This is a genomic window from Bradyrhizobium sp. LjRoot220 (assembly GCF_964252915.1).
GTDB lineage: Bacteria > Pseudomonadota > Alphaproteobacteria > Rhizobiales > Xanthobacteraceae > Bradyrhizobium.
In genome coordinates this window covers 1,383,280-1,406,805 of the sequence record NZ_CAXUPS020000001.1, presented here as the reverse complement: position 1 = coordinate 1,406,805, position 23,526 = coordinate 1,383,280, and the positions used below count along the sequence as shown (strand labels likewise).

The window sequence follows — 23,526 nt, the reverse complement described above, 5'->3', positions numbered from 1 at the left end:
CCCTCTCCCCGCAAGAGCGGGGCGAGGGAGAAGAACTCACCACTTCAACTCAACCCCGAACGTGCCCTGGTGCGACTGCATCGCGGCGCGGAATTTGGCGTCGTAGTTGAGGTAGAGGCGAGCGGTGTTGGTCAGGCTCAGCGAAGCCGAGGCGCCGGCATCGGCGCCGTACTGGCTTTCGCCGATGCCCTGGAAGGTCACGCTCTGGGCGCCGAGGCTGACGGTGACGTCGGAAAAATTCTGCACGACGTTGTTGACGAACTTGCCATAGGCCGAGAGGTCGAGAATCTTCTGGTCGAAGATCCAGTAATGCCCGACCTCGGCGCCGACCAGCACGCGAAAACGCTGCACGGTGGCGCCGGTCGCCGACACCGGATCAAGGCCGCCGAACTCCTGCTGCGATCCGCTCTGGGCGCGGACATATTCGACCGCCCCCTTGGGCACGACGCGATACTGGTCCTTGGACCAGTAATAGCTGATCTCGCTCAGCACGCCGTCGAGCCTCGCATTGTAGCCGGCGGTCGCAACACCCAAACCGGTATCGCGGCGCGCATTGACGTTGCCAAAACCGTGCACGATCACGCTGGCCCAGGTCCATGGCCCGGCATCGACCGAAGCGTTGAAGCCGAGCTGGGTCAGATCGATCCTGGCCGACTGGAACGCCAGCGGCACGTCGATGTCGGTGCGGCTCTGGTCGACCGAGAAACCGACATTGATGCCGGTTGCGACGCGCGCGCCGATGCCGGCAACGCCGCCCCAGGTCTTGCGGGTGTCGCCGGCGAAGAACCCGAGCGGACCGTTATTCGCCGACATGCCGTAGCCTTCGAACCAGGTGCGGTAGCGCGGCGTTTCCGCAGCCTCGGAGGCGCCGCCGCCGCCGGGATTGGTCCGCAACATGCGGGAAAAGCCACTGGTGTTGCCGAATCGCTCCAGGAAATTGCTGCCGAGATTGGCGATGGTGGCCGTCGCGGCAACCGTTGAATTGATCATCTGCGGCGTCGGGGACGGCGACGGTGTGGGGGTCGGTGTCGGCGAAGGGGTCGGTGTGGGGGTCGGCGTCGGCCTCACTTGCGCGTGCGCGGACGTCATGCCGAAAGCGAGCACGAACATGATCGCGGCCAGTCGCGCCAATGCGCTGCCGCCCCCGATCCTCTCCGCCCGCGATGCGCAGCGCATCAATTTCATTCCAAAAAAAAGCGCCCGCCCGAAAAAAGCGCCGGCTCGAAAACCGTGCACGACAAGCCGGTCGGCTGTCACGGATTTGCGCCCAGATGGTGCGGAGCGTCAATTGCTTACGGGGCTCGCCGGGGACTGAATAGAAGCCGTTGTGGTTCGGCGGCCACAGTGTCTTGGACTGGGTGGCACTAGCCTGGTCCAAGACTAGTCCAGGACGGGCCAAACCAGGGTTCCGTCGGGCGCGGCCTGTCCGGAGACCCTGCAGACATCGCCCTCGAGGCGGACCCTGCCGCTGGCGAGCAGCCGCAGCGCCTCGGGATAGATGCGGTGCTCGATGCCGAGGATGCGCAGCGCCAGCGTCTCGGCGGTGTCGTCATCGGCGACCGCGACCGCGCCCTGCATCACGATCGGCCCCGCGTCGGTTTCCGGGATCACGAAATGCACCGTGGCGCCGGAAATCTTCACGCCAGCCGCGAGCGCCTGGCCATGCGGATCGAGGCCGGGAAAGGACGGCAGCAGCGAGGGATGGATGTTGAGCATCCTGCCGTACCAGCGCGCCACGAATTCGGCGGTGAACAGCCGCATGAATCCGCCGAGGCAAATCAGCTCGACGTTGTTTTCATCGAGCGCCCGCTGCAGCACGGCCTCGAAGCCGGCGCGATCCTTGCCGAACGGCTTGCTCTCGATCACGCTCGTGGGGATGCCGCTGGCGGCGGCCTTTGCGAGGCCCGCGGCATCGGTGCGGTTGGAAATCACGGTGACGATTTCGGCCGGGAAATCCGGCGCTTTGGCCGCATCGATCAGCGCGGCCATGTTCGATCCGCGCCCGGAGATCAGAATGGCGACGCGGCGTTTCATGGCTTCACCGCGACAGGTCCAGATGACCGTTATAGACCACGCGATGCTCGCCCTGATGATCGGCTTGATGATCGCCTTGGGCCGCGATCACTTCACCCAGAAGCGCGACCGTCTCGCCGCTTTCGGTGAAGATTTCGGTGAGCTTGTCGATCGCATCCGGCTTGACGATCGCGATCATGCCGATGCCGCAGTTGAAGGTGCGCAACAGTTCGAGTTCGGCGATGCCGCCCTGCTCGGCCAGCCATTTGAACACCGGCAAGACCGGCAGCCGCGCCAGGTCAATGCCGACGCCGAGATGCTTTGGCAGCACCCGCGGAATGTTGTCGGTGAAGCCGCCGCCGGTGATGTGGGCGAGGCCCTTGATGGCGCCGGTTTCGCGGATCGCACGCAGGCAGGATTTCACATAGAGCCGCGTCGGCGTCAGCAGCGCGCCGCCGAGCGTCATGACCGGCGAGAACGGCGCCGGCGCGTCAAAGCTGAGGCCGGATTGCTCGACAATTTTCCGGACCAGCGAGAAGCCGTTGGAATGCACGCCTGAGGACGCCAGGCCAATGACGGCGTCGCCGACGGCGATATCCGAACTCGGCAGCAGCGTGCCGCGCTCGGCCGCTCCGACCGCAAAGCCGGCGAGGTCGTAATCGCCGTCCTTGTAGAGGCCGGGCATTTCCGCGGTCTCGCCGCCGATCAGGGCGCAGCCGGACTCCCGGCAACCCTCGGCTACGCCGGCCACGATTGCGGCCGCGGCTTCCGGATCGAGCTTGCCGCAAGCAAAATAGTCGAGGAAGAACAGCGGCTCGGCGCCCTGAACCACGAGGTCATTGACCGACATCGCCACCAGGTCGACGCCGATTCCGCCATGCAGGCCGGTTTCGATCGCGATCTTGACCTTGGTGCCGACGCCATCGGTCGCGGCCACCAGCACCGGATCCTTGAAGCCGGCCGCCTTGAGGTCGAACAGCCCGCCAAAGCCGCCGATTTCGGCGTCGGCGCCGGCGCGGGCGGTGGCGCGCACCATCGGCTTGATGAGATCGACCAGGCGGTTGCCCGCATCGATATCGACGCCCGAATCGGCGTAAGTGAGCCCGTTTTTGCGGTCGATCATGCCCAATTCCCGTCAGATGAGGGCTGGTTACGAGGATTTCCCCGATCCTGCAATGGCTCGCAAGCGCGGGGTCGATATACTATGTAGATAACAACCGCCCTGCCCCGCAAAGGGCCGATTCTGTTACGTAAATAGAGGCCGGTAGCCGGGAAGCGACCGAGTTGAGTATTCCGAATATCATCACGCTGGGTCGCATCATCCTGGTGCCTGTTATCGTCTGGGCGATTGCCTCCCGACAGATGGAAATCGCTTTCGCGATCTTCGTCGTTGCCGGCGTCAGCGACGCCGTCGACGGCTTTCTCGCCAAGCGCTTCAACATGGCCAGCGAGCTCGGCGCCCTGCTCGATCCTTTGGCCGACAAGGCGCTGTTGGTGTCGATCTACGTGTCGCTGGGAATTTGGGGCGCGGTGCCGCTGTGGATCGTGATCCTGGTGGTGTCGCGCGACATCATGATCGTATCGGCCGTGATCGTGTCATGGTTGTTCGACAAGCCGATCCCGATGAAGCCGTTGATGGTGTCGAAGCTCAATACGGTGGCGCAGGTGGCGTTCGCCGCCCTGGTGCTGGCTTCGCTCGGCTTCAACTTCAAGCCGACGCCGTACGACCTGATCCTGATGGGTTTTGTAACGGTCTTTACTTTGGTTTCCGTCTCGCTCTATCTCGTGGAGTGGGTGCGGCATATGAGTACGATCGAGGCCAAGTAGCGCGCTTCGAGTAGCCCGGCCCGGAGACTTGCGTGGCAGTTCGCGTTCAACCCCGTCAGCTTGCCTTGGCGCTGCCGCACGCAGAGAGCCTGACCCGCGACAATTTTCTGGAAGGGCCCGCCAATGAGGCGGGGCTCGCCCTGATCGACCGCTGGCCCGACTGGCCGAACCGCATCATGCTGCTGGTCGGCCCCGAGGGTTCCGGCAAGAGCCACCTCGCCGCGATCTGGGCCGAGCAGGCCGGCGCCCGCTCGATCGCCGCGCACGCTTTGACAGCCACCGCCGTGCCCGGGTCGCTGGTGACGGGCGCGCTGGTGGTCGAGGACCTGAAGCCGGGGGATTTCGACGAGCGCGCCATGTTCCATTTGATGAATCTGGCGCGCGAGGACGAAGCCTCGATCCTGATGACGGCGCGCGTGGCGCCGTCAGCCTTCGAGGTCGAGCTGCGCGATCTGCGGTCGCGGCTGCGTGCGGTGCCGACGGTGCCGCTGCTGCCGCCGGACGACCTGTTGTTCCGCGGGCTGATCATCAAATTCTGCGCCGACCGCCAGCTGACGATCGACGAGACGGTGGTGAGCTACCTCGCCAGCCGGATCGAGCGGTCCTATGCGGCCGCCCGCCAGGCGGTCGACCTGCTCGACACCGAGGCGCTACGGCTGGGCCGGCCGGTGACCCGGGCGCTGGCGTCGGAATTGCTCCGCAACGCCTGAGCGGGCGTCCTTGTCGCGCCCCGACCGCCTTGACGCCGGCGCCGGCCGGAACATCAATGTCATTGAAACGTCATCGGCGTATCACATGGTGCGCAGCGGCATCGGCGTAAACTCGCCCTGCTCTCCCGCCTGAGATGGATTAAAACTTCATGGAATCGGCCCAAGTTATTGAAATAAAAGAAAAAGAAGCGATAGCCGAAGCTCCGCCGGCGATCGCCACCAGCCCGGAACGATTCATCAATCGCGAGCTATCCTGGCTGCATTTCAATCGCCGGGTGCTCGAAGAGGCCGTCAATCCCGGCCATCCCGCGCTGGAGCAGGTCCGGTTCCTGTCGATTTCAGCCAATAACCTTGACGAGTTCTTCATGGTCCGTGTCGCCGGTATCAAGGCGCAGGTCCGCGAAGGCATCGCCGAACGCAGCCCCGACGGCCTGACGCCGTCCGAGCAGCTCGTCCGCATCAACCAGACGGTCTCGGAACTCGCCTCCGACCAGCAGGCGATCTGGAGCGATCTGCGCACCATTCTGTCCGAGACCGGCATCGTGCTGGTGGATGGCCACGACGTCAGCAAGGCCGAGCGGAGCTGGATCGAGGATCACTTCCTCCACAACATCTTCCCGCTGCTGACGCCGCTCGCGATCGATCCGGCGCACCCCTTCCCATTCATCCCGAGCCTCGGTTTCACCATCGCGCTGCATTTGTCGCGGGTTGCCGACGGCAAGCCGATGAACGCGCTGATCCGCATGCCCGGCAAGATCGACCGCTTCATCCGCATGCCCGCGGGCAAGGACGGCGCGGTGCGCCTGATCACGCTGGAACAGGCCACCGGCCTGTTCATCGGCCGCCTGTTCCCCGGCTACACCGTCAAGGGCCAAGGCGCGTTCCGCATCATCCGAGACTCCGAGCTGGAAATCGAGGAAGAGGCCGAAGATCTGGTGCGCCTGTTCGAGACGGCACTGAAGCGGCGGCGGCGCGGATCGGTGATCCGGCTCGAGATCGAAGCCAAGATGCCGGAGGAGCTTCGCGCCTTTGTGCAGCGGGCGCTTTCCACCGCCGACGACGAGATCTTTCTGGTCGACGGCGTGCTGGCGATGAACGAACTGTCTCAGCTGACCCGGCTCGACCGGCCCGATCTCGAATTTGCGCCCTATGTGCCGCGCCATCCCGAGCGCGTGCGCGACCATGGCGGCGACATCTTCGCCGCGATCCGGCAAAAGGACCTGGTCGTCCATCACCCCTACGAATCCTTCGACGTCGTGGTGCAATTCCTGCAACAGGCCGCTCGCGACCCCGACGTGGTCGCCATCAAGCAGACGCTGTACCGCACCTCGAACAATTCGCCGATCGTGCGCACGCTGGCGGAGGCCGCCGAAGCTGGCAAATCCGTGACCGCATTGATCGAGCTGAAAGCGCGGTTCGATGAGGAAGCCAATATCCGCTGGGCCCGCGACCTCGAACGCGCCGGCGTGCAGGTCGTCTACGGCTTCATCGAATTGAAGACCCACGCCAAATTGTCGATGGTGGTGCGCCGCGAGGGCGGCAACCTCACCACCTACGTGCATACCGGCACCGGCAATTATCATCCGGTCACCGCGCGCATCTACACGGATCTGTCCTACTTCACCTCGGACCCGGTCATCGGGCGCGATGCGGCGCGGGTGTTCAACTACATCACCGGCTATGCCGAACCCAGCGACATCGAGCGCATGGCGGTGTCGCCGCTGACGCTGCGCAAGCGCATCATCGAGCACATCCACGGCGAATCCAATTACGCCCGTCACGGCAAGCCGGGCGCGATCTGGATGAAGATGAACTCGCTGGTCGACCCCGATATCATCGACGCGCTGTATGAGGCTTCGCAGGCCGGCGTCTCGATCGAACTCGTGGTACGCGGCATCTGCTGCCTGCGGCCCGGGCTGCCCGGACTTTCCGAGAACATCCGCGTCAAGTCCATCATCGGCCGTTTCCTCGAACACGGCCGAATCTACTGCTTTGGTATGGGCCAAGGCCTGCCGAGCGCAAAAGCTGCTGTGTATATCTCGTCCGCCGACATGATGCCGCGCAACCTCGACCGCCGCGTCGAAGTGCTCTGCCCGCTGCAAAATCCTACGGTTCATCAGCAGGTTCTCGAACAGATCATGGTCGCGAACCTGAAGGATACCGAGCAAAGCTGGCAATTGTTGCCCGATGGGTCGTCAACGCGTATGAAGGCCGCGAAAGGCGAAGAGCCGTTCAATCTGCACAACTACTTCATGACGAATCCGAGTCTGTCAGGCCGTGGAAAGTCTCTCAAGGAATCTTCGCCGCGCCGCCTCACGCGCCGTACCGAGCGTCAGCAGTCGTCTTAGCGGGTTGCGTCATAAGGGGTTTTGGCGGTGAAGCGTCCGCGCAAGCGCGCTACCAGCGTCGCCGTCATCGATATCGGTTCGAACTCGGTTCGTCTCGTCGTCTATGAAACGATGGCGCGAAGCCTCGTCACGATCTTCAACGAGAAGGCGCTGTGCGGACTCGGCCGCGAGGTCCAGACCACCGGCTTGCTGGCGACTGACGCCGTCGCCAAGGCATTGACCGCGCTGCGGCGGTTTCGCGCGCTGTGCCGAATTCAGAAGGTCGGCCGGGTCTACGCCATCGCCACGGCGGCCTGCCGCGACGCGTCCAACGGTCCCGATTTCATCGCCAGGGCCGAACGCATCTGCGGCGCCCGCATTCAAATCCTGTCGGGACCGCGCGAGGCCAAATTGTCGGCGCTCGGCGTCGTGTCCGGCGTGCACGATCCCGACGGCATCGTCGGCGATCTCGGCGGCGGTTCGCTCGAACTGATCGACGTTCACCGCAACCGCGTCCGCAGCGGCGTGACGCTGCCGCTCGGCAGCCTCGCGCTGCAGGATCTGTCGGACAAGTCGCTGAAGCGCGCTGAGCGCATCGTCCGCGACGAACTCACCGACGTCGCCCAGCTCAAGGCCGGCCGCGGCCGCACCTTCTATGCGGTCGGCGGCACCTGGCGTGCGCTGGCACGCATCCATATTATTCAGAGCGACTACCCGCTGCGGGTGATGCACGGCTATTCCATCCCGGCGGCGGAAGCGCTCGACTTCGCGCAGCGGCTGAGGCGGCTCGCTGCGGCCAACATGCTGGCCAATATCGAGATGATCTCCGACGCGCGGCGGCCGCTGCTGACCTATGCGGCGCTGGTGCTCGAACACATCATTCGCGTCGCGAAACCCAAGACCATCGTGTTTTCGACCTTTGGCGTGCGCGAGGGCCTGCTGTACGAAAAGCTGGCGCCTTCCGAACGCGCCAGGGATGGGTTTATCTGCGCCGCGCAGACGCTGAACCAGCTGTTGTCGCGCTCCGCCCGCCATGCCGAAGAACTGGTCTCATGGACCGATCGTCTGGTCAGGGTCGTGAAGCTGCGCGAAACCGTTGAAGAGCGCCGGCTGCGCCATGCCGCCTGCCTGTTGTCCGACATTGGCTGGCGGGTGCATCCGGATCATCGCGGCGAAGAGACGCTGAGCCTGATCACCAACGGCAATTTCGGCTCGATCAGCCACCAGGGCCGCGCCTTTGTCGCGCTGTCGGTATTCTACCGCTACGCCGGTCTCAGCGAGGAAAACGAACCGCCGGCACGCATCCGCGAACTGGTGCCGCCGGCGATGGATGAGCGCGCACGGATTCTCGGCGCGGCGTTCCGCGTCGCGCATCTGATCTCGGCGGCGCGAACCGGCGTGCTGCCGGCGACGCATTTCCGCAGCCACGGCCGCAAGCTGATGCTGGTGTTCGAGCACCGGATGGTCGATCTCGTCGCCGACCGCGTCGGCAGCCGCTTCAAGCAGTTGGCCCGGCTGATCGGACGCTCCGGATCGATCGTGCGGCGGTAGGGCCGAAGCCCGTACCGATCGCTGTCACGCCGCCTTGGCGGCGTGCTCGGCGGCGTGCTTTTCCTGGGCGCTTTTGCGCCACATCGATCCGATTATCAGCACGATCGCGATGCCGATCAGGCCGCACACGACCTCGGCGCCATGGCCACCGTTGGCGAAATGCAAGCCGGTCCAGCCCAAAAGCTTGTCGAGCGAAACACCGACCGGTCCGTCGGAAAGCGCACGCAGATGCGGAACGACGGCGGGATCGGTTGCCATCACCTCGCCGGCGACCCAGCCGAGCAGGCCTGCGCCGGCCCACACCAAGGCGGGCAAGCGCGTCAGCAGCGCCATGATCAGCGCCGCACCGGCAACGATAAGGGGAACGCTGATCGCAAGGCCGATCACCAGCAGCGGAATGCTGCCATTGGCGGCGGCCGCGACCGCGATCACGTTGTCGAGGCTCATCACGATGTCGGCGATCGCCACGATCCGCACGGCCGCCCACAGATGCGCCGCCGCGTCCATCTCGCCCTCACCTTCCGGTTCGGGCACCAATAGTTTGGCAGCGATGTAGAGCAGGGCCAGACCGCCGACCAGCTTGAGGAACGGCAGCGCCATCAGCGACACGACGATTCCGGTGAAGATGATGCGCAACCCAACGGCGACGCCGGCGCCGAGGATCATGCCCCAGAAGCGCTGGCGCGGCGGCAAGCCGCGGCACGCCATCGCGATGACGAGCGCGTTGTCGCCCGACAGCAGGATATTGATCCACATGATCTTGCCGAGCGCGACCCAGAACGCCGGCTGCTGCATCTCGGCTTGAAACTGCGTGAAGAAGGTCGAGATCGTCGCCGGATCGAAAATTTGCATCAGCCAGTCCACAGCATCTTCCCCCCGGCGCGTGGCCGTCCTGGGCAGCGCTCGCGCGCCGCCGTTTTGAATTAACCGACGATTTCGTTGCCTGAAAAGAACTGCGCGATCTCGATCGCGGCCGTCTCCGGCGCGTCCGAACCGTGCACCGAATTCTCGCCGATCGACTTGGCGTGAAGCTTGCGGATCGTGCCCTCGGCCGCCTTCGACGGGTCGGTCGCGCCCATCACGTCACGATATTTCAGCACCGCGCCCTCGCCTTGCAGCACCTGAACCACCACCGGACCCGAGGTCATGAAGTCGACCAGTTCGCCGAAGAACGGACGCTCCTTGTGAACGGCGTAGAAGGCTTCGGCCTGCTCGCGGGTCATGCGAATGCGCTTCTGGGCGACGATCCGCAGCCCGGCCTTCTCGATCAACGCGTTGACGGCGCCGGTCAGATTGCGCTCGGTCGCGTCGGGTTTGATGATCGAAAAGGTGCGTTCCGTCGCCATGATTACGTCCTTACAAACACTGATTGAGAGTTGCGGCTTATATCGGCGCAGTCCTGCGACGGCAAGCGACCCAATGCCGCGTTATCGCGCCCTTATGCCACGTTGTTGCTCAAACCGGTGGTCGCCCTGATCGCGTCCAGGGCGGGGGCCGGCGCCCGAAAACGCTTCGAGCCCTATGATTACAGCAATTTCGCGCCTGCCGGGAGCCGTCTCTATGAGGAGACGATCATGCCTTGCAATCGGACGATCACGCTTCGCAATCGATCGCTTATTGCCATTGCCGCGGACCGCTGGATCGGGAACCCATTGGGCCGTTGGCGCCCAACAACTGGTTTTTGACTCCGCCCCGACCGTTTTCTCGCCTCGCGGGAACCCTCGCCGGCTCGCTTCGGATGTGTGCAACAGGCGATCCGCAACCGGGAAACAAATTACAGCTTCGTGACTTGATCCTTCATCAACTTACTCAGATTTACTCAAAAGCCTTGCTGGAACTCGCCATGGATAGCCGAATCAATCCTGTTTTCGAGCAGATCGATCACCGGACTTGTCGATCGATCTGTGATGCCGTCGGCGAACGGCTACAGCAAAACATACGCCCGGAAACCGAACTCTCGCCCCGTCTGCAGCAATTGGTCAACGAGCTCATCCGGCGCGAGAACGAGCGCCATTAACCCGTCTCGGGACCTTCAGAACAGCCTGTTTGTCAGATAAATCGGTTGCGTTTGGCGGCCGGTCCGGTGACAAGGCCGCATGCTTTCAATCACAGATATCTCGATCCGGATTGCCGGACGGCTTTTGATCGAGGACAGCTCGGTGCAGATCGTGCCCGGCGCCCGCGTCGGCTTTGTCGGCCGCAACGGCGTCGGGAAATCGACGCTGTTTCACGCGATTCGTGGCGATCTGCCGACGGAAACCGGCAGCATCTCGATACCTCCCCGCTGGCGCATCGGCAGCCTGGCTCAGGAAGCGCCCGACGGGCCGGACAGCCTCATCACCGTCGTGCTCAAGGCCGACCTGGAACGTAACGCGTTGCTGGAGGAAGCCGAGATCGCCGATGATCCGCACCGGATCGCCGAGATCCAGACCCGGCTGGTCGATATCGACGCGCACTCGGCGCCCGCCCGCGCCGCGGCGATCCTCTCCGGCCTGGGCTTTTCGACCGCGGATCAGGCCCGTTCCTGCTCGGAATTCTCCGGCGGCTGGCGGATGCGCGTCGCTCTCGCCGCGACGCTGTTCGCGGCGCCCGATCTCTTGCTGCTGGACGAGCCCACCAACTATCTCGACCTCGAAGGCACGCTCTGGCTGGAAGAGCATCTGGCGAACTATCCGCGCACCGTGATCGTGATCAGCCATGATCGCGACCTGCTCGACACCTCGGTCGATCAGATCCTGCATCTCGATCGCGGCAGGCTGACGCTCTACAAGGGCACCTATTCGTCGTTCGAGGAACAGCGCGCCACCCGCGAAATGCTCGACGCCAAGCACGCCAAGCGGCAGATGGACGAGCGCAAGCGGCTGCAGGCCTTCGTCGACCGCTTCAAGGCCAAAGCCTCGAAAGCGCGCCAGGCCCAGTCGCGCGTGAAAATGCTGGAGCGGATGAAGCCGGTCACCGCGCTGGTGACGCAGGACGTGCGCGAGATTTCGTTCCCGACGCCCGAACGGACGCTGTCGCCGCCGATCATCGCGGTCGATGACGTCTCGGTCGGTTATGATCCGAAGAAGCCCGTGCTCAACCGAGTGACCCTGCGCATCGACACCGAGGACCGCATCGCGCTGCTCGGATCCAACGGCAACGGCAAGTCGACACTTGTAAAACTGCTGGCGAACAAGTTGCCGCCGTTCTCGGGGCGGATTACGCGCGCGGAAAAATTGTCGGTCGGCTACTTCGCGCAGCATCAGGTCGACGAACTCAACCTCGATGGCTCGCCCTACGACCACGTCCGCAAGCTGTTGCCCGACCTGCCCGAGAGCAAGGTGCGCGCGCGGGTCGGCGCCATCGGATTTTCCGGCAAGGCCGGCGATACCCTGGTCAAGAGCCTGTCGGGCGGCGAGAAGGCGCGGCTGCTGCTTGGGCTGGCGACGTTTTTCGGCCCCAACATGATCATCCTGGACGAGCCGACCAACCATCTGGATATCGACAGCCGCGCAGCGCTCGCCGAAGCGATCAATGAATTTCCCGGCGCCGTCATCATGGTTTCGCATGACCGCTATCTGATCGAAGCCTGCGCCGATCAATTGTGGGTGGTCGCCAACCAGACCGTGACGACATATGACGGCGATCTCGACGAGTACCGGCGGATGGTGCTGTCGATCCGCGACGTCAGACCCGCTTCGCGCGACCGTGGCAATGAACGTGCGAAAGAAAGCTCGAAGCCCGAGCGCGGCAAAAGCGAAAAGCGCACGCCGCTGCGGCAGAAAATCGCCGAGGCCGAGGCCGAGATCGCGCGCATCAACGGCATCATCGCCAAGATCGACACCGCGCTGGCGCTGCCGGACCTGTTCACACGCGATCCGAAGCAGGCCGCCCAGCTCAGCAAGGCCCGCGCCGGAGCCGCAAGCGCCTTGCAGCGCGCGGAAGAAAACTGGCTCGAGGCAAGTTCGCAGTATGACGAGGCGACGGGCTAGAGCCCGTCATCTCAAGTAGCGCCTTAGTCTGAGGTCGCCAGCCATTCGGTGAGCAAATCTCCGAGATTCCGCTCCCGGTAATGATCCTCAATCATTATCATCACTGACTCGTCCTGACCGGCCATCTCTGTGCCATCCAGAACGTGCATTATGTAGCCGACCACGCGATGAATAAAATTGTTGGCGTCTCGCAAAATAATCGCGTCGGGATGATCATAATCTCGTTCGGGGTGGTCCACGGAAGTCGCGTACGACTCGCGTGCTGCAATCGTCGCCATATGCGCGACTCGCGCCAAAAACATCGCTTTGTCGTTGGGCCCAAGACCAACGAACCTGGCGCTCAGGTCGCTCATTTTGGCACGCTCTCTGAAGTCCTAGAAAGGCCTACGTCGCCGCCGGCTTTCGCTTCGGCTTGGCGCCCCTCGGCTGTTGCACCGGCTCGGGGCCGCGCTCGATCGACGACAGACGTCCGGCGGTGAAGGTGTAGATGCCGGCGCGCTGGCCGCGCGAATAGCTGAGGATCGCAACGCGATCGCCGCGGGGATTATTCGAGAAGTTGACGTTGTCGGGCGTGCCAATGCCGCGCACCACGTCGCATTCGGTGTGGCCAAGCGCAACGCTGCCTGACGTCGAGGGCGGCGGACTGCCAGCCTGCGCATTGGCATCGGCGGCACCTGGTGGCGGCGCCATTCCCGGACAGGCCCCGTCGGCGGAGACGAGGTCTTCGGCCGTGACCGGCTTGTCCGGGGTCAGCGGCGGCGTCTCGATCGAAATGTTTTTGATGAAGACGCGGCCGGGACGCGAAAACCAGTCGGCATCCTTCGAAAGCAGGTCGGGCGCGCCGCTGCAGCCCGCGATCACGGGACCGAGCAGCAGCAGCGCCAACAATGGCTTTCGATTGAACGTTCCGTCTCGCACGCTGGACCCAGGCTCCCACCCCCAGAGCATTATCGGTTCTGCTTGAATCAGAACCGAAGCTCTCGAATCTTGTCTTGACGCGTTTTCCTCACGCGAACCGGTATCCACTTCGCTTGAAAACGCTCTGCTGTAACTACTTGTCCCAACATCACTTTGCGGCACGACCATGGCTGCCCACAAGCCTGCCGGAAGAAACCTCAAATTATCATTAATTGTCTTATATCGCTATTGCCGCCGCTGCCAGCGGCCGCGCTCGTCGGCCTGCCAATAGGTCACCTCGAAGCCGCGGGCCTTGCAATCGGTCCAGACGCCGCGCGCCGCGGTCAGCGCGTCGGAATCGTCGCCGTTGAAGACCAGCACCAGGCGCTCGTAGCTGTCTGAATCCGCCGGCAGCGCCGCGTTGTCGATCAGGAACCGGACATTGGCCCGGTTCGGATTGCCCTCCTCGATCGAGAGGATGATCGGCTGATCCGGCGCATCGGCGGCGCGCCAGGTGGCGTGCGGCAGGAACGATTCGTCGCTGTAGGTCCACAAATGCGCATCGAGCGCGTCGGTGCGTTCCGGCGAGGTCGATTGCACGACCACGCGCCAGCCCCGCTCCAGCGATTTTTCCAGCAGCGGCGGCAAGACGCTTTCGAGCGACATGTTCTGCAAATGGTAGAACAGGACTTCCGTCATGCAGGCTTCGGCTATTCCTCTGTCAGGTTTTGGCTTCGTAGTATTCCGCGACCAGCCGGTCGAGCAGACGAACGCCGTAGCCCGAACCCCAGCTTTGATTGATCTCTGTCTTCGGCGCGCCCATCGCGGTTCCCGCGATGTCCAGATGCGCCCACGGCGTATCGTCGACGAAACGCTGCAGGAACTGGGCGGCGGTGATCGAGCCGCCATGGCGCGCACCGGCATTCTTCATGTCGGCAAATTGCGAATCCATCAGCTTGTCGTATTCCGGACCGAGCGGCAGACGCCAGACTTTCTCGCCAGTCTCAAGGCCGACCTTGCTCAGCCGTTCCGCCAGTTCGTCATTGTTGGAGAACAGACCCGCATGTTCGGTGCCGAGGGCGACCATGATCGCGCCGGTCAGCGTCGCCAGATCGACCATGAAGTTGGGCTTGAACTTCCTGGCCACGTGCCAGAGCACGTCGGCCAGCACCAGCCGGCCCTCGGCGTCGGTGTTGATGATCTCGATGGTCTGCCCCGACATCGAGGTGACGATGTCGCCGGGACGCTGGGCGTTGCCATCAGGCATGTTCTCGACGAGCCCGATGGCGCCGACGACGTTGATCTTGGCCTTGCGCGCCGCCAGCGCATGCATCAGGCCGACGACGCAGGCAGCGCCGCCCATGTCACCCTTCATGTCTTCCATGCTGGAAGCGCCCTTGATGGAAATGCCGCCGGTGTCGAAGCAAACCCCCTTGCCGACGAAGGCCACCGGCTGCGCGCCCTTCTTGCCGCCGTTCCAGCGCATGATCACGGTGCGGCTGGGCTGCGTCGAGCCCTGGCCGACGCCAAGCAGCGCGCCCATGCCGAGCTTGGTCATCGCCTTGACGTCGAGCACCTCGACGTTGACGCCGACTTTCTTGAGCTGGCTGGCGCGGCGCGCGAACTCGATCGGGAACAGGACGTTCGGCGGCTCGTTGACGAGTTCGCGCGCGATGATCACGCCGTCGACGACATGGGATTCCGGCGCAAACGCCTTGCGCGCGGCGGTAACGTCAGCCACCGCAATCGAAACATCCGATCGCACGGCGCCGTTGTCGTCTTTTTTCTTGGTTTTATAGCGGTCGAATTTATAGGCGCGCAGCCGGACGCCGGACGCGATGCCGGCGGCCTGATCGGGCTGCATCGCGCCATCGGGCAGTTCGGCGATGATGGTGACGGCGTCGCTGGCAGCATTGAGTTTGCCGGCGGTGACACCGCCGAATTTGAGAAAATCCTTCTCCTTCAGGCCCGACGGTTTGCCGAGACCTATGACGATCAGCCGCGGCGCCTTGGTTCCTTCCGGCGCCAGAATGTCCAGCGCCGCGCCGCTTTTGCCCTTGAACTGGTTAGCCGCCGCCGCCCGCTTGACGGTGTCGGCCGCCGACCCCAGCGCCTTGCGGGTCGCCGCGCCGAACTTCAGCGCATCGTCGCAAAACACCACCAGAATGCCGCGGGACGCCGCAGTAAACGGGACAAAGCCGACCTTGACGGCGTCGGACATAGGCAATTCCTCCAGAATTCAGGGCTGACGTCGGGGCCGGAAGCGGTCCCGGGATAGACTTAAGTGCGGTGTTCAGAATGGTCTCTTTGGTGGCGGTCCCCGGCCGGGACCTTCGATTTGCCGCACTATGGCCTGCCAGCCGCTGTGCTGCCAAGCCTGCGTGGCCGCAAGGCCACAGGGGCCGAATAATTAACCATATCCTAAGGGTGCCACGGCCCGGCCATTTTGTTGACGGATCAAAGGGATGGTAGTGAGAGTGTAGACGGCTGAAAGGCTGGCGGCGCGACCTTGGGGATCCCGGTTCCGGGATTGGTCGGAAGCCGCTCTTTTGGCACGCGAGGTGGGATCGTGCGGTAAACGATGGGGTCGATCGACAAGTATATCTTCCGCACGACGCTTGCGTCGTTTGCGCTGGTCCTGGTCAGCCTGACGGGCGTGATCTGGATTACGCAGGCGTTGCGCGGCATCGACCTGATGACCAGCCAGGGTCAGACCATCATTACCTTTCTCGGCATCACCAGCCTGGTGATTCCCGCGCTGGTTCTGATCATCGCGCCGATCGCGCTGATGATCGCGGTCTCGCACACGCTGAACAAGCTCGCCACCGATTCTGAAATCATCGTGATGAATGCCGCCGGCTTTTCGCCGTTCCGGCTGTTCCGTCCGTTCTTTTTCGCCACCTGCGTGGTGGCGCTGATGGTCGCCTTTATCGGCGCCTATCTCGCCCCCGACGGCATGCGCCGGATCAAGCAATGGGACGCCGAAATCACCGCCGACGTGCTGACCAACATCCTGCAGCCCGGACGCTTCGCCCAGCTCGATCAGAACCTGACGATTCGCATCCGCGAACGCCTGCCGGGCGGCGTGCTCGCGGGCATCTTCGTCGACGATCGCCGCGATCCAAAGGAGCGCGTCACCATCATCGCCGATCACGGCACCGTGCTGAAGAACGAGAAGGGCTCGTATCTGGTGCTGGAGGACGGCAACCTCGAACGTTTCGAGGCGGGCAAACGCGACCCCGCGCTGGTGGCGTTCGGCCGCTACGCGTTCGACATGTCGAAATTCTCCAATCAGCGCGACGCGGTGCTGGGGATTCGCGAACGCTATCTCTGGGAACTGGTTTCGCCCGATGAGAACGATCCGGTGTTCAAGAAACTGGGCGGACAGTTTCGCGCCGAACTGCACGACCGCTTCATGGCGCCGGTGTATCCGTTCGCGTTCGCGGTCCTGACGTTTGCGTTTCTGGGCACGCCGCGCACCACGCGGCAGAGCCGCAATTTTTCGATCGGAGGTTCGGTTGTCGCGGTATTCGGCCTGCGCATGGCCGGATTCGCCTGCTCGGTCATGACGGTGAAGAATCCTGCCGCGGCGCTGATCCAGTACGCGATGCTGTTCGCGTCGATCGGTGCGGGGCTGTGGATGATCGTCGGCGGCGTGGTGGTGGAACCGCCGGCCGCGGTGATCGAGGCGATCAACAAATCGAATGCACGGCTGGCGCGGCTCTTTGGACGGCCGGCCACCGCATGAGCATGTTGACCAATACGCTCGGGCGCTATTTCGCCGGCCGCTTCCTGGTCGCGGCCGTCGGCGTGTTCGTGAGCATCTTCGTGCTGCTGGTGCTGGTCGACTACATCGAAATGGTGCGCAAGACCTCAGGGCTGCCATCGGCGTCCGCGATCACGGTCGCGCAGACCTCGCTGTACCGCGTGCCGCAGCTGCTCGAAAAGCTGATGCCGTTCTGCGTGCTGATCGGTGCGATGACCTGCTACCTCGCGCTGTCGCGGCGGCTCGAACTCGTGGTGGCGCGCGCCGCCGGCGTCTCGGCCTGGCAATTCATCGCGCCCGCCCTCGCCAGCGCGATCATCCTCGGCACCGCGGCAACCGTCGCCTATAATCCAATGTCGGCGAATCTCCGCGAACTCTCCAAGCGGATGGAAGCGGAGCTGTTCGGCTCGGCGCCCGGCGGCGGCATCCAGGACGCCGCGGGATTCTGGCTGAACCAGATCAACAGCGAAGGTCAGATCATCATCAACGCCGCCCGCAGCGAGCGGCAAGGCGTGCGGCTGACCGGTCTGACCGTATTCCGGTTCGATACAAACCTGCAGTTCAAGGAACGAATCGAGGCCCGCGAGGCGTCGCTGGAGGAAGGCCGCTGGGCGTTCAAATCGGTGCGTCGATACTCCCTCGACAAGCCGCCGATCGACCAGGAAAACCTGTACATCGCAACCACGCTGACGCCGGCCCAGATTCGCAACAGTTTCTCGACCCCGGAAACTGTGTCTTTTTGGCAACTCCCTGGCTATATCCGATCTTCGGAGAGTTCGGGCTTCGCGACTGCCGGCTACCGTTTGCAGTATCACAAGCTCATCGCACAGCCGTTTTTACTGGCTGCAATGGTGATGTTGGCAGCGTCGGTCAGCCTTCGCTTCTTCCGGATGGGCGGCGTGCAAAAGATGGTTTTGAGTGGCGTGGGTGCGGGCTTTCTGCTCTACGTTCTGTCGAAAGTAACTGAGGATTTGAGCAAGGCTGAGTTGATGCATCCCATCGCTGCGGCGTGGTTGCCCGTATGTGTGGGCGGCCTCACCGGCTTTTTGGCCTTGCTGTACCAGGAGGACGGGTAGTGGCCGTTGTCGCCGCCCGCCAGTTGAGGTCGCCTGCGTTCAGGCGGTGCAGTTCGCTGCGCCGCCATCGGAATCGCTTGGCCGCCGTCAGCGCCCCCATAATCGCCCTGCTCGCCGGCTTCGCGCTGGCCGGCGCGATCGGGCTTGCCTGGACGGCGCCCGCCTCGGCGCAAACCTTCACCTACAATCCGCGGCCGCCCAAACCGGCGCCCCGGCCCGCCAACAACAACGGGCAAATGCTCGTGCAGGCCGTCGAGGTCGACTACGACTACAACAACCAGCGAGTGTCGGCGGTCGGCAACGTGCAGATGTTCTACAACGGCACCAGCGTCGAGGCCGACAAGGTCATCTACGACCAGAAGACCAAGCGTCTGCATGCCGAGGGCAACATCCGCCTGACGGATGCCGAAGGCAAAATCACCTACGCCAACATCATGGATCTGAGCGACGACTACCGCGACGGTTTCGTCGATTCGCTGCGTGTCGATACCGAGGATGCGACGCGCATGGCGGCAACCCGCGCCGACCGCAGCAGCGGCAATTACACCGTGTTCGAAAACGGCGTCTATACCGCCTGCGCGCCCTGCAAGGACGATCCGAAGAAGCCGCCTTTGTGGCAGGTCAAGGGTGCGCGCATCATCCACGACCAGACCGAAAAGATGATGTATTTCGAGAACGCCCAACTCGAATTCTTCGGCGTGCCGATGGCGTATCTGCCGTATTTTTCGACGCCCGATCCCACCGTGAAGCGCAAGACCGGCTTCCTGATGCCGTTCATCAGCAGCTACACGCCCTTCGGGTATGGCGTGGAAACGCCGTTCTACTGGGCGATCGCGCCGGACTATGACGCGACCTTCAATCCGCGGATCACGACCCGGCAAGGCGTGCTGTTCCAGGGCGAATTCCGCCAGCGCCTGATCAACGGCTCGTACCAGATCCGCGCCTATGGCATCAACCAGCTCGAGCCCGGCGCCTTCGCCGGCCAGCCCGGCGACCGCGAGTTCCGCGGCGGCGTCGAATCCAAGGGCCAGTTCGCCATCAACGACAAATGGACCTGGGGTTGGGATGGCGTATTGCTGTCCGACTACTTCTTCATGTCCGACTACCGGCTGGCGCAGTACAGGGACACGCTGGGATCGTTCCTGAGCCTGCCGACCGAAGCGATCTCGCAGCTTTATCTGACCGGTGTCGGCAATCGCAGCTTCTTCGACGCGCGCACGATCTATTACCTCTCCTTCTCCGGTAGTCAGGACAAGGTTCCGGTAATCCATCCGGTCATCGACTATTCCAACGTGATCAACAGTCCGATCTTCGGCGGTGAGGTCAGCTACAAGACCAACTTCACCAGCCTGTCGCGCTCGACCGCGGCGTTCGACCCGATCACGACGCTTGCGAACACCGCCGGGCTCTGCGCCACCACATCCGCCGATCCGCTGGCGCGGACGCCCTCGCAGTGCCTGTTGCGCGGCATACCCGGCACCTACACGCGGTTCACCGCGGAAGCGCAATGGCGGCGGTCGTACACCGACCCCTACGGTCAGATCTGGACGCCGTTCGCGATCGCCCGCGTCGATGCCGTCGATGCCTCGATTTCGAATCAGCCGGGGGTCTCGAATTTCCTCCCCGTCGGCGATACCACCGCGCTGCGGGTGATGCCGACCGTCGGCCTCGAATATCGCTATCCCTTCATCAACGTTCAGCCCTGGGGTACCACGACGATCGAGCCGATCGCGCAGGTCATCCTCCGCCCCAACGAGACCTATCCCGGCAGGGTGCCCAACGAAGACGCGCAGAGCCTGGTGTTCGACGCCAGCAATTTGTTCTCCGTCGACAAGTTCTCGGGCTACGACCGCATCGAGGGCGGCGGCCGCGCCAATGTCGGCGTGCAGGCCACCACGCAATTTGACCGCGGCGGCAGCATCAATGTGTTGTTCGGACAGTCCTACCAGCTGTTCGGCCTGAACTCGTACGCGGTCGCCGATCTGACCAACACCGGTCTCGACTCCGGCCTGCAGAACACCCGCTCCGACTACGTCGCCCGCGTCAATTATTCGCCCAACCGGACCTATACGTTCAGCGTGCGCTCGCGCATGGACGAAGCAACGCTCAATTTCAATCGCTTCGAGGCCGAGGGCCGCGCGTCATTCGACCGCTGGTCGGTCAGCCTGCTGTACGGCAATTACGCGGAGCAGCCGGCTCTGGGATACCTGACGCGGCGCGAGGGCCTGCTCGGCAGCGCATCGATCAAGCTGGCGACGAACTGGGTGGTGTCGGGATCCGCGCGCTGGGACCTTGAAGCCAACAAGCTCAATCAGTACGTCATCGGCGCAGGCTATGTGGACGACTGCTTCGTGCTGGCCGCCAATTATGTGACGTCCTATTCCTATTCCGCCGGCACCACCCCGCCGGTACTCAGTCACGGGTTCATGCTGCAGATCGGCCTGCGCACCATTGCGAATTCGTCCACTTCGGCCACCGGCGGCCCCACTGGTGGCATTCAGTAGCGTGGAGCGAGGCCTTGCCGAACAGTTCCCGGCGCGGTGCGGATCGAATCGGTTGATACGACTGATATGACCATGACGACCATCAAATCTGGACATCGCCTGCGGTCGCTGATTATCGGCTGCGCCGTGGCGTCGGCCGTACTTGCGGGCGGCCGTTCTCCGCTCCACGCGCAATCGATCGCCTGTATGGTCACCGGCGAACCCATCACCAATCTCGACGTCGAGCAGCGCACCAAGCTCAACTTCCTGACCACCCGCAAGCAGATGCCCCGCCAGGAAGTGATCGACCAGCTGATCGACGAAAAGGTCAAGATTCGGGAAGCCAAGAAATACGGCGTCGACCCCACGGCGAGCGACATTGAACAATCCTACGCCCAGATGGGTTCGCGGATGCGGATCTCGGCGGAGCAACTGACAAAATCGCTGGAGAGCCAGGGCATCCGGCCGGAAACCCTCAAGGCCCGTCTCAAGGCCGACATGGTTTGGACCAGTCTGGTGCGCGGCCGCTACAAGGAGAGCCTTCAGGTCGGCGAGAAGGAGGTCAACGCCGCCGCCCAGGAAGGCGGCGGGGCGACCAAGGTCGAAGCCTTCGAATACAAGATGCAGCCGATCGTGCTGCTGGTGCCGCGGGGTGCTCCGCCGAGCGCGATCGAGGCGCGGAAAAAGGAAGCGGACGTCCTGCGCGAGCGCGTGCAGAGCTGCGAAGCCGCCAACTCCTACTTCAAGTCGATGCAGAACGGCACGATCCGCGATACCGTCACGAGAACATCGGCCGAGCTTGCTCCCCCCCTGCGCGAGTTGCTCGACAAGACGCCGATCGGTCACCTGACCCCGCCCGAGATCACCAAGCAGGGCGTGGAGATGGTCGCCCTGTGCAGCAGAACGCCGACGACCGTCGATTCGCCAAAGAAGCGGGAAATCCGCGAAAAGATGTATACTGAAAAATACGAGGCGAAGCAGAAAGCCTATCTGGCGGAGATCCGCAAAGCCGCCATGATCGAATGTCGTTGATGCATGGCAAAGCCCCTCGCGCTGACATCCGGCGAGCCCGCGGGCATCGGCCCCGACATCGCCATCGCAGCGTGGCTCCAGCGCAGTGAACTAGCCTTGCCGCCGTTCTATCTGCTTGGCGATCGCAGCTTCCTTGCCGAGCGCGCGAAGATTCTCGGATTGAAGATCGATCTCGCGGACACCAGTCCGGAGGATTCGGTCGCCGTTTTTGCGCGCGCATTGCCTGTCGTGGCGACGGGCGAAGCCGCTAGCGCGCGGCCGGGCCAGCCGGACTCGACCAGCGCAGGCGCCGCGCTCGCTTCCATTCGTCACGCCGTCGACCATGTCAGGGCCGGACGAGCCGGCGCCGTCGTCACCAACCCGATCGCCAAGAGCGTGCTGTACCGCGCCGGCTTCCGTCATCCCGGCCATACCGAATTTCTCGCCGAGCTCGCGGCGAATGGCGGCGCGGCGCCGCAGCCGGTGATGATGCTGTGGTCGCCGGCGCTCGCGGTCGTACCAGTGACGATCCATCTTTCGGTGCGCGACGCGCTCGCCCAACTTTCAACCGATCTGATCGTCTCGACGGCCCGCATCGCGGTTGCGGACCTGAAAGCCCGTTTTGGTCTTGCCCGGCCGCGCCTGGCCGTATCAGGCCTCAATCCGCATGCCGGCGAAGACGGATCGCTGGGCATGGAAGATATCGAATTGGTGGCGCCCGCCGTCGACATCCTGCGGCGCGACGGCATCGAGGTCCGGGGGCCGCTGCCGGCCGACACCATGTTCCACGCCGCCGCGCGAAAGACTTATGACTGCGCGATCTGCATGTATCACGATCAGGCGCTGATCCCGATCAAGACCATTGCGTTCGAGGACGCCGTCAACGTCACGCTGGGATTGCCGTTCATCCGCACCTCGCCCGATCACGGCACCGCCTTCGACATTGCCGGCACCGGCCGGGCCAATCCGTCGAGCCTCGTCGCGGCGTTGCGGCTCGCCGCGCGCATGGCGGCGGCCACGCCTGAATGAGTGGAATCGACGATCTGCCGCCGCTGCGCGATGTGATCCGCGAACACTCCCTGTCGGCACGCAAATCGCTGGGGCAGAATTTCCTGCTCGACCTCAATCTCACGGCACGGATCGCGCGCGCCGCGGGTCCGATCGAGGGCGCCACCATCATCGAGGTCGGCCCCGGACCCGGCGGGCTGACGCGCGCACTGCTGGCGCTTGGCGCGCGCCGCGTCATCGCGGTCGAGCGCGATGAGCGCGCGCTGGCGCCGCTCGACTATATCGCCAGGCGCTATCCGGGGCGACTGGAAGTCGTGCACGCCGACGCGCAGCACTTCGATCCCCGCCCCCTGCTCGGCGGCGAGCCTGCCAAGATCGTCGCCAATCTGCCCTACAACATCGCCACGCAATTGCTGGTCGACTGGCTCTCGATCGAACCATGGCCGCCGTGGTACGACATGATGGTGCTGATGTTCCAGCGCGAGGTCGCCGAGCGGATCGTCGCCAAAGAAGATGACGAGGCCTATGGGCGGCTCGCCGTGCTCGCCAACTGGCGCGCCGAGACCAAGATCCTGTTCGACATATCGCCGGCCGCCTTCGTGCCGCAGCCCAAGGTCACTTCCTCGGTGGTGCGGCTGGTGCCGCGCAGCGCGCCGGAGCCGTGCGACCGCCGCGCGCTTGAGCAGGTGGCGGCTGCCGCCTTCGGCCAGCGCCGGAAAATGCTGCGGCAGAGCCTCAAATCGCTCTCGGTCGATCCGGCCCGGCTGGCCGCAGCCGCCGGCGTCGATGCGACCCGGCGCGCCGAGACGATTCCGGTATCAGGCTTTGTTGCCATGGCCCGTGAATTGACCAATATACGAAGCATAAAATCCAACGTTCCCTGAGG

General features: G+C 63.8%; 22 protein-coding genes. 13 read left to right on the top strand and 9 right to left on the bottom strand.

Going from position 1 to position 23,526, the window contains the following annotated elements; translation table 11 throughout:
* Nucleotides 1-36: 36 nt before the first annotated feature.
* On the bottom strand, nt 37-990 hold the full coding sequence (locus tag ACSQ84_RS06075) for an autotransporter outer membrane beta-barrel domain-containing protein (RefSeq protein ID WP_436210713.1): 954 nt from the start codon (nt 988-990) through the stop codon (nt 37-39).
* Between ACSQ84_RS06075 and ACSQ84_RS06070 the strand changes: the two genes are divergently transcribed.
* Nucleotides 956-1,315, top strand: a complete 360-nt coding sequence (locus ACSQ84_RS06070; RefSeq protein WP_436210712.1) for a hypothetical protein — start codon at nt 956-958, stop codon at nt 1,313-1,315. The genes ACSQ84_RS06075 and ACSQ84_RS06070 overlap by 35 nt on opposite strands.
* Nucleotides 1,316-1,380: 65 nt before the next feature.
* Here the strand turns inward: ACSQ84_RS06070 and purN are convergent, their stop codons facing one another.
* Nucleotides 1,381-2,034 (bottom strand): phosphoribosylglycinamide formyltransferase, encoded by a 654-nt coding sequence (gene purN / locus ACSQ84_RS06065; RefSeq protein WP_436210711.1) that lies wholly within the window; start codon nt 2,032-2,034, stop codon nt 1,381-1,383.
* 4 nt (nt 2,035-2,038) lie between these two features.
* Nucleotides 2,039-3,136: a phosphoribosylformylglycinamidine cyclo-ligase gene (gene purM, locus ACSQ84_RS06060; protein ID WP_436210710.1), complete on the bottom strand. Its 1,098-nt coding sequence runs from the start codon at nt 3,134-3,136 to the stop codon at nt 2,039-2,041.
* 161 nt (nt 3,137-3,297) lie between these two features.
* Here purM and ACSQ84_RS06055 point away from each other — a divergent pair, with 161 nt between their 5' ends.
* The 4 genes from ACSQ84_RS06055 to ppx all read left to right on the top strand — a co-directional run bounded on the left by ACSQ84_RS06055 (nt 3,298) and on the right by ppx (nt 8,428).
* Nucleotides 3,298-3,840 (top strand): CDP-alcohol phosphatidyltransferase family protein, encoded by a 543-nt coding sequence (locus ACSQ84_RS06055; RefSeq protein ID WP_436210709.1) that lies wholly within the window; start codon nt 3,298-3,300, stop codon nt 3,838-3,840.
* A 32-nt stretch (nt 3,841-3,872) separates the two neighbouring features.
* On the top strand, nt 3,873-4,550 hold the full coding sequence (locus ACSQ84_RS06050) for a chromosomal replication initiator DnaA (protein ID WP_436210708.1): 678 nt from the start codon (nt 3,873-3,875) through the stop codon (nt 4,548-4,550).
* A 149-nt stretch (nt 4,551-4,699) separates the two neighbouring features.
* Nucleotides 4,700-6,898 carry an RNA degradosome polyphosphate kinase gene (locus ACSQ84_RS06045; protein WP_436210707.1) on the top strand — a complete coding sequence of 733 codons (2,199 nt, stop codon included), beginning with the start codon at nt 4,700-4,702 and terminating at the stop codon, nt 6,896-6,898.
* A gap of 27 nt (nt 6,899-6,925) precedes the next feature.
* Entirely contained in the window at nt 6,926-8,428 is a 1,503-nt protein-coding gene (ppx, locus tag ACSQ84_RS06040; RefSeq protein ID WP_436210706.1) for an exopolyphosphatase, read from the top strand.
* 24 nt (nt 8,429-8,452) lie between these two features.
* Here the strand turns inward: ppx and ACSQ84_RS06035 are convergent, their stop codons facing one another.
* Complete coding sequence (locus tag ACSQ84_RS06035; RefSeq protein ID WP_436210705.1) at nt 8,453-9,292, bottom strand: TerC family protein; 840 nt, start codon at nt 9,290-9,292, stop codon at nt 8,453-8,455.
* 59 nt (nt 9,293-9,351) lie between these two features.
* A complete protein-coding gene (gene ndk, locus ACSQ84_RS06030) occupies nt 9,352-9,774 on the bottom strand; it encodes a nucleoside-diphosphate kinase (RefSeq protein WP_436210704.1) in 423 nt (140 codons plus the stop codon).
* Nucleotides 9,775-10,007: 233 nt separating this feature from the next.
* On the opposite strand from ndk, the gene ACSQ84_RS06025 reads away from it, so the two are divergent.
* Together ACSQ84_RS06025 and ACSQ84_RS06020 are read left to right on the top strand one after the other, a co-directional pair.
* Nucleotides 10,008-10,445 (top strand): hypothetical protein, encoded by a 438-nt coding sequence (locus ACSQ84_RS06025; RefSeq protein ID WP_436210703.1) that lies wholly within the window; start codon nt 10,008-10,010, stop codon nt 10,443-10,445.
* A gap of 79 nt (nt 10,446-10,524) precedes the next feature.
* Nucleotides 10,525-12,399 carry an ABC-F family ATP-binding cassette domain-containing protein gene (locus ACSQ84_RS06020; RefSeq protein ID WP_436210702.1) on the top strand — a complete coding sequence of 625 codons (1,875 nt, stop codon included), beginning with the start codon at nt 10,525-10,527 and terminating at the stop codon, nt 12,397-12,399.
* 23 nt (nt 12,400-12,422) lie between these two features.
* Here the strand turns inward: ACSQ84_RS06020 and ACSQ84_RS06015 are convergent, their stop codons facing one another.
* The 4 genes from ACSQ84_RS06015 to ACSQ84_RS06000 form a co-directional block, all read right to left on the bottom strand.
* Nucleotides 12,423-12,752: a hypothetical protein gene (locus ACSQ84_RS06015; RefSeq protein ID WP_436210701.1), complete on the bottom strand. Its 330-nt coding sequence runs from the start codon at nt 12,750-12,752 to the stop codon at nt 12,423-12,425.
* Nucleotides 12,753-12,783: 31 nt separating this feature from the next.
* Complete coding sequence (locus ACSQ84_RS06010; protein WP_436210700.1) at nt 12,784-13,347, bottom strand: hypothetical protein; 564 nt, start codon at nt 13,345-13,347, stop codon at nt 12,784-12,786.
* 195 nt (nt 13,348-13,542) lie between these two features.
* Nucleotides 13,543-13,995: a DNA polymerase III subunit chi gene (locus tag ACSQ84_RS06005; RefSeq protein WP_436210699.1), complete on the bottom strand. Its 453-nt coding sequence runs from the start codon at nt 13,993-13,995 to the stop codon at nt 13,543-13,545.
* 22 nt (nt 13,996-14,017) lie between these two features.
* Nucleotides 14,018-15,517, bottom strand: a complete 1,500-nt coding sequence (locus ACSQ84_RS06000; protein ID WP_436210698.1) for a leucyl aminopeptidase — start codon at nt 15,515-15,517, stop codon at nt 14,018-14,020.
* A 360-nt stretch (nt 15,518-15,877) separates the two neighbouring features.
* Here ACSQ84_RS06000 and lptF point away from each other — a divergent pair, with 360 nt between their 5' ends.
* From lptF to rsmA, 6 genes are all read left to right on the top strand, one after another.
* On the top strand, nt 15,878-17,044 hold the full coding sequence (gene lptF / locus ACSQ84_RS05995) for an LPS export ABC transporter permease LptF (RefSeq protein ID WP_436210697.1): 1,167 nt from the start codon (nt 15,878-15,880) through the stop codon (nt 17,042-17,044).
* The gene (gene lptG, locus ACSQ84_RS05990) at nt 17,041-18,138 is read left to right on the top strand and encodes an LPS export ABC transporter permease LptG (RefSeq protein ID WP_436210696.1); all 1,098 of its coding nucleotides are present in this window, start codon (nt 17,041-17,043) and stop codon (nt 18,136-18,138) included. The genes lptF and lptG overlap by 4 nt, the downstream gene beginning before the upstream one ends.
* Nucleotides 18,138-20,642 (top strand): LPS-assembly protein LptD, encoded by a 2,505-nt coding sequence (locus ACSQ84_RS05985; protein ID WP_436210695.1) that lies wholly within the window; start codon nt 18,138-18,140, stop codon nt 20,640-20,642. Before lptG ends, ACSQ84_RS05985 begins: the two co-directional genes overlap by 1 nt.
* A 72-nt stretch (nt 20,643-20,714) precedes the next feature.
* Complete coding sequence (locus ACSQ84_RS05980) at nt 20,715-21,653, top strand: SurA N-terminal domain-containing protein (protein WP_436210694.1); 939 nt, start codon at nt 20,715-20,717, stop codon at nt 21,651-21,653.
* Nucleotides 21,654-21,656: 3 nt separating this feature from the next.
* Nucleotides 21,657-22,661 (top strand): 4-hydroxythreonine-4-phosphate dehydrogenase PdxA, encoded by a 1,005-nt coding sequence (pdxA, locus tag ACSQ84_RS05975; protein WP_436210693.1) that lies wholly within the window; start codon nt 21,657-21,659, stop codon nt 22,659-22,661.
* Entirely contained in the window at nt 22,658-23,524 is an 867-nt protein-coding gene (rsmA, locus tag ACSQ84_RS05970; RefSeq protein WP_436210692.1) for a 16S rRNA (adenine(1518)-N(6)/adenine(1519)-N(6))-dimethyltransferase RsmA, read from the top strand. The genes pdxA and rsmA overlap by 4 nt, the downstream gene beginning before the upstream one ends.
* Nucleotides 23,525-23,526 lie beyond the last annotated feature (2 nt).

Coding starts and splice junctions, on each gene's coding strand:
- ACSQ84_RS06070 (WP_436210712.1), top strand. CDS start 956: ATGGTGGCCGTCGCGGCAACCGTTGAATTGATCATCTGCGGCGTCGGG.
- ACSQ84_RS06075 (WP_436210713.1), bottom strand. CDS start 990: ATGATCAATTCAACGGTTGCCGCGACGGCCACCATCGCCAATCTCGGC.
- purN (WP_436210711.1), bottom strand. CDS start 2,034: ATGAAACGCCGCGTCGCCATTCTGATCTCCGGGCGCGGATCGAACATG.
- purM (WP_436210710.1), bottom strand. CDS start 3,136: ATGATCGACCGCAAAAACGGGCTCACTTACGCCGATTCGGGCGTCGAT.
- ACSQ84_RS06045 (WP_436210707.1), top strand. CDS start 4,700: ATGGAATCGGCCCAAGTTATTGAAATAAAAGAAAAAGAAGCGATAGCC.
- ndk (WP_436210704.1), bottom strand. CDS start 9,774: ATGGCGACGGAACGCACCTTTTCGATCATCAAACCCGACGCGACCGAG.
- ACSQ84_RS06020 (WP_436210702.1), top strand. CDS start 10,525: ATGCTTTCAATCACAGATATCTCGATCCGGATTGCCGGACGGCTTTTG.
- ACSQ84_RS06015 (WP_436210701.1), bottom strand. CDS start 12,752: ATGAGCGACCTGAGCGCCAGGTTCGTTGGTCTTGGGCCCAACGACAAA.
- ACSQ84_RS06010 (WP_436210700.1), bottom strand. CDS start 13,347: ATGCTCTGGGGGTGGGAGCCTGGGTCCAGCGTGCGAGACGGAACGTTC.
- ACSQ84_RS06005 (WP_436210699.1), bottom strand. CDS start 13,995: ATGACGGAAGTCCTGTTCTACCATTTGCAGAACATGTCGCTCGAAAGC.
- ACSQ84_RS06000 (WP_436210698.1), bottom strand. CDS start 15,517: ATGTCCGACGCCGTCAAGGTCGGCTTTGTCCCGTTTACTGCGGCGTCC.
- lptF (WP_436210697.1), top strand. CDS start 15,878: ATGGGGTCGATCGACAAGTATATCTTCCGCACGACGCTTGCGTCGTTT.
- lptG (WP_436210696.1), top strand. CDS start 17,041: ATGAGCATGTTGACCAATACGCTCGGGCGCTATTTCGCCGGCCGCTTC.
- ACSQ84_RS05980 (WP_436210694.1), top strand. CDS start 20,715: ATGACGACCATCAAATCTGGACATCGCCTGCGGTCGCTGATTATCGGC.
- pdxA (WP_436210693.1), top strand. CDS start 21,657: ATGGCAAAGCCCCTCGCGCTGACATCCGGCGAGCCCGCGGGCATCGGC.
- rsmA (WP_436210692.1), top strand. CDS start 22,658: ATGAGTGGAATCGACGATCTGCCGCCGCTGCGCGATGTGATCCGCGAA.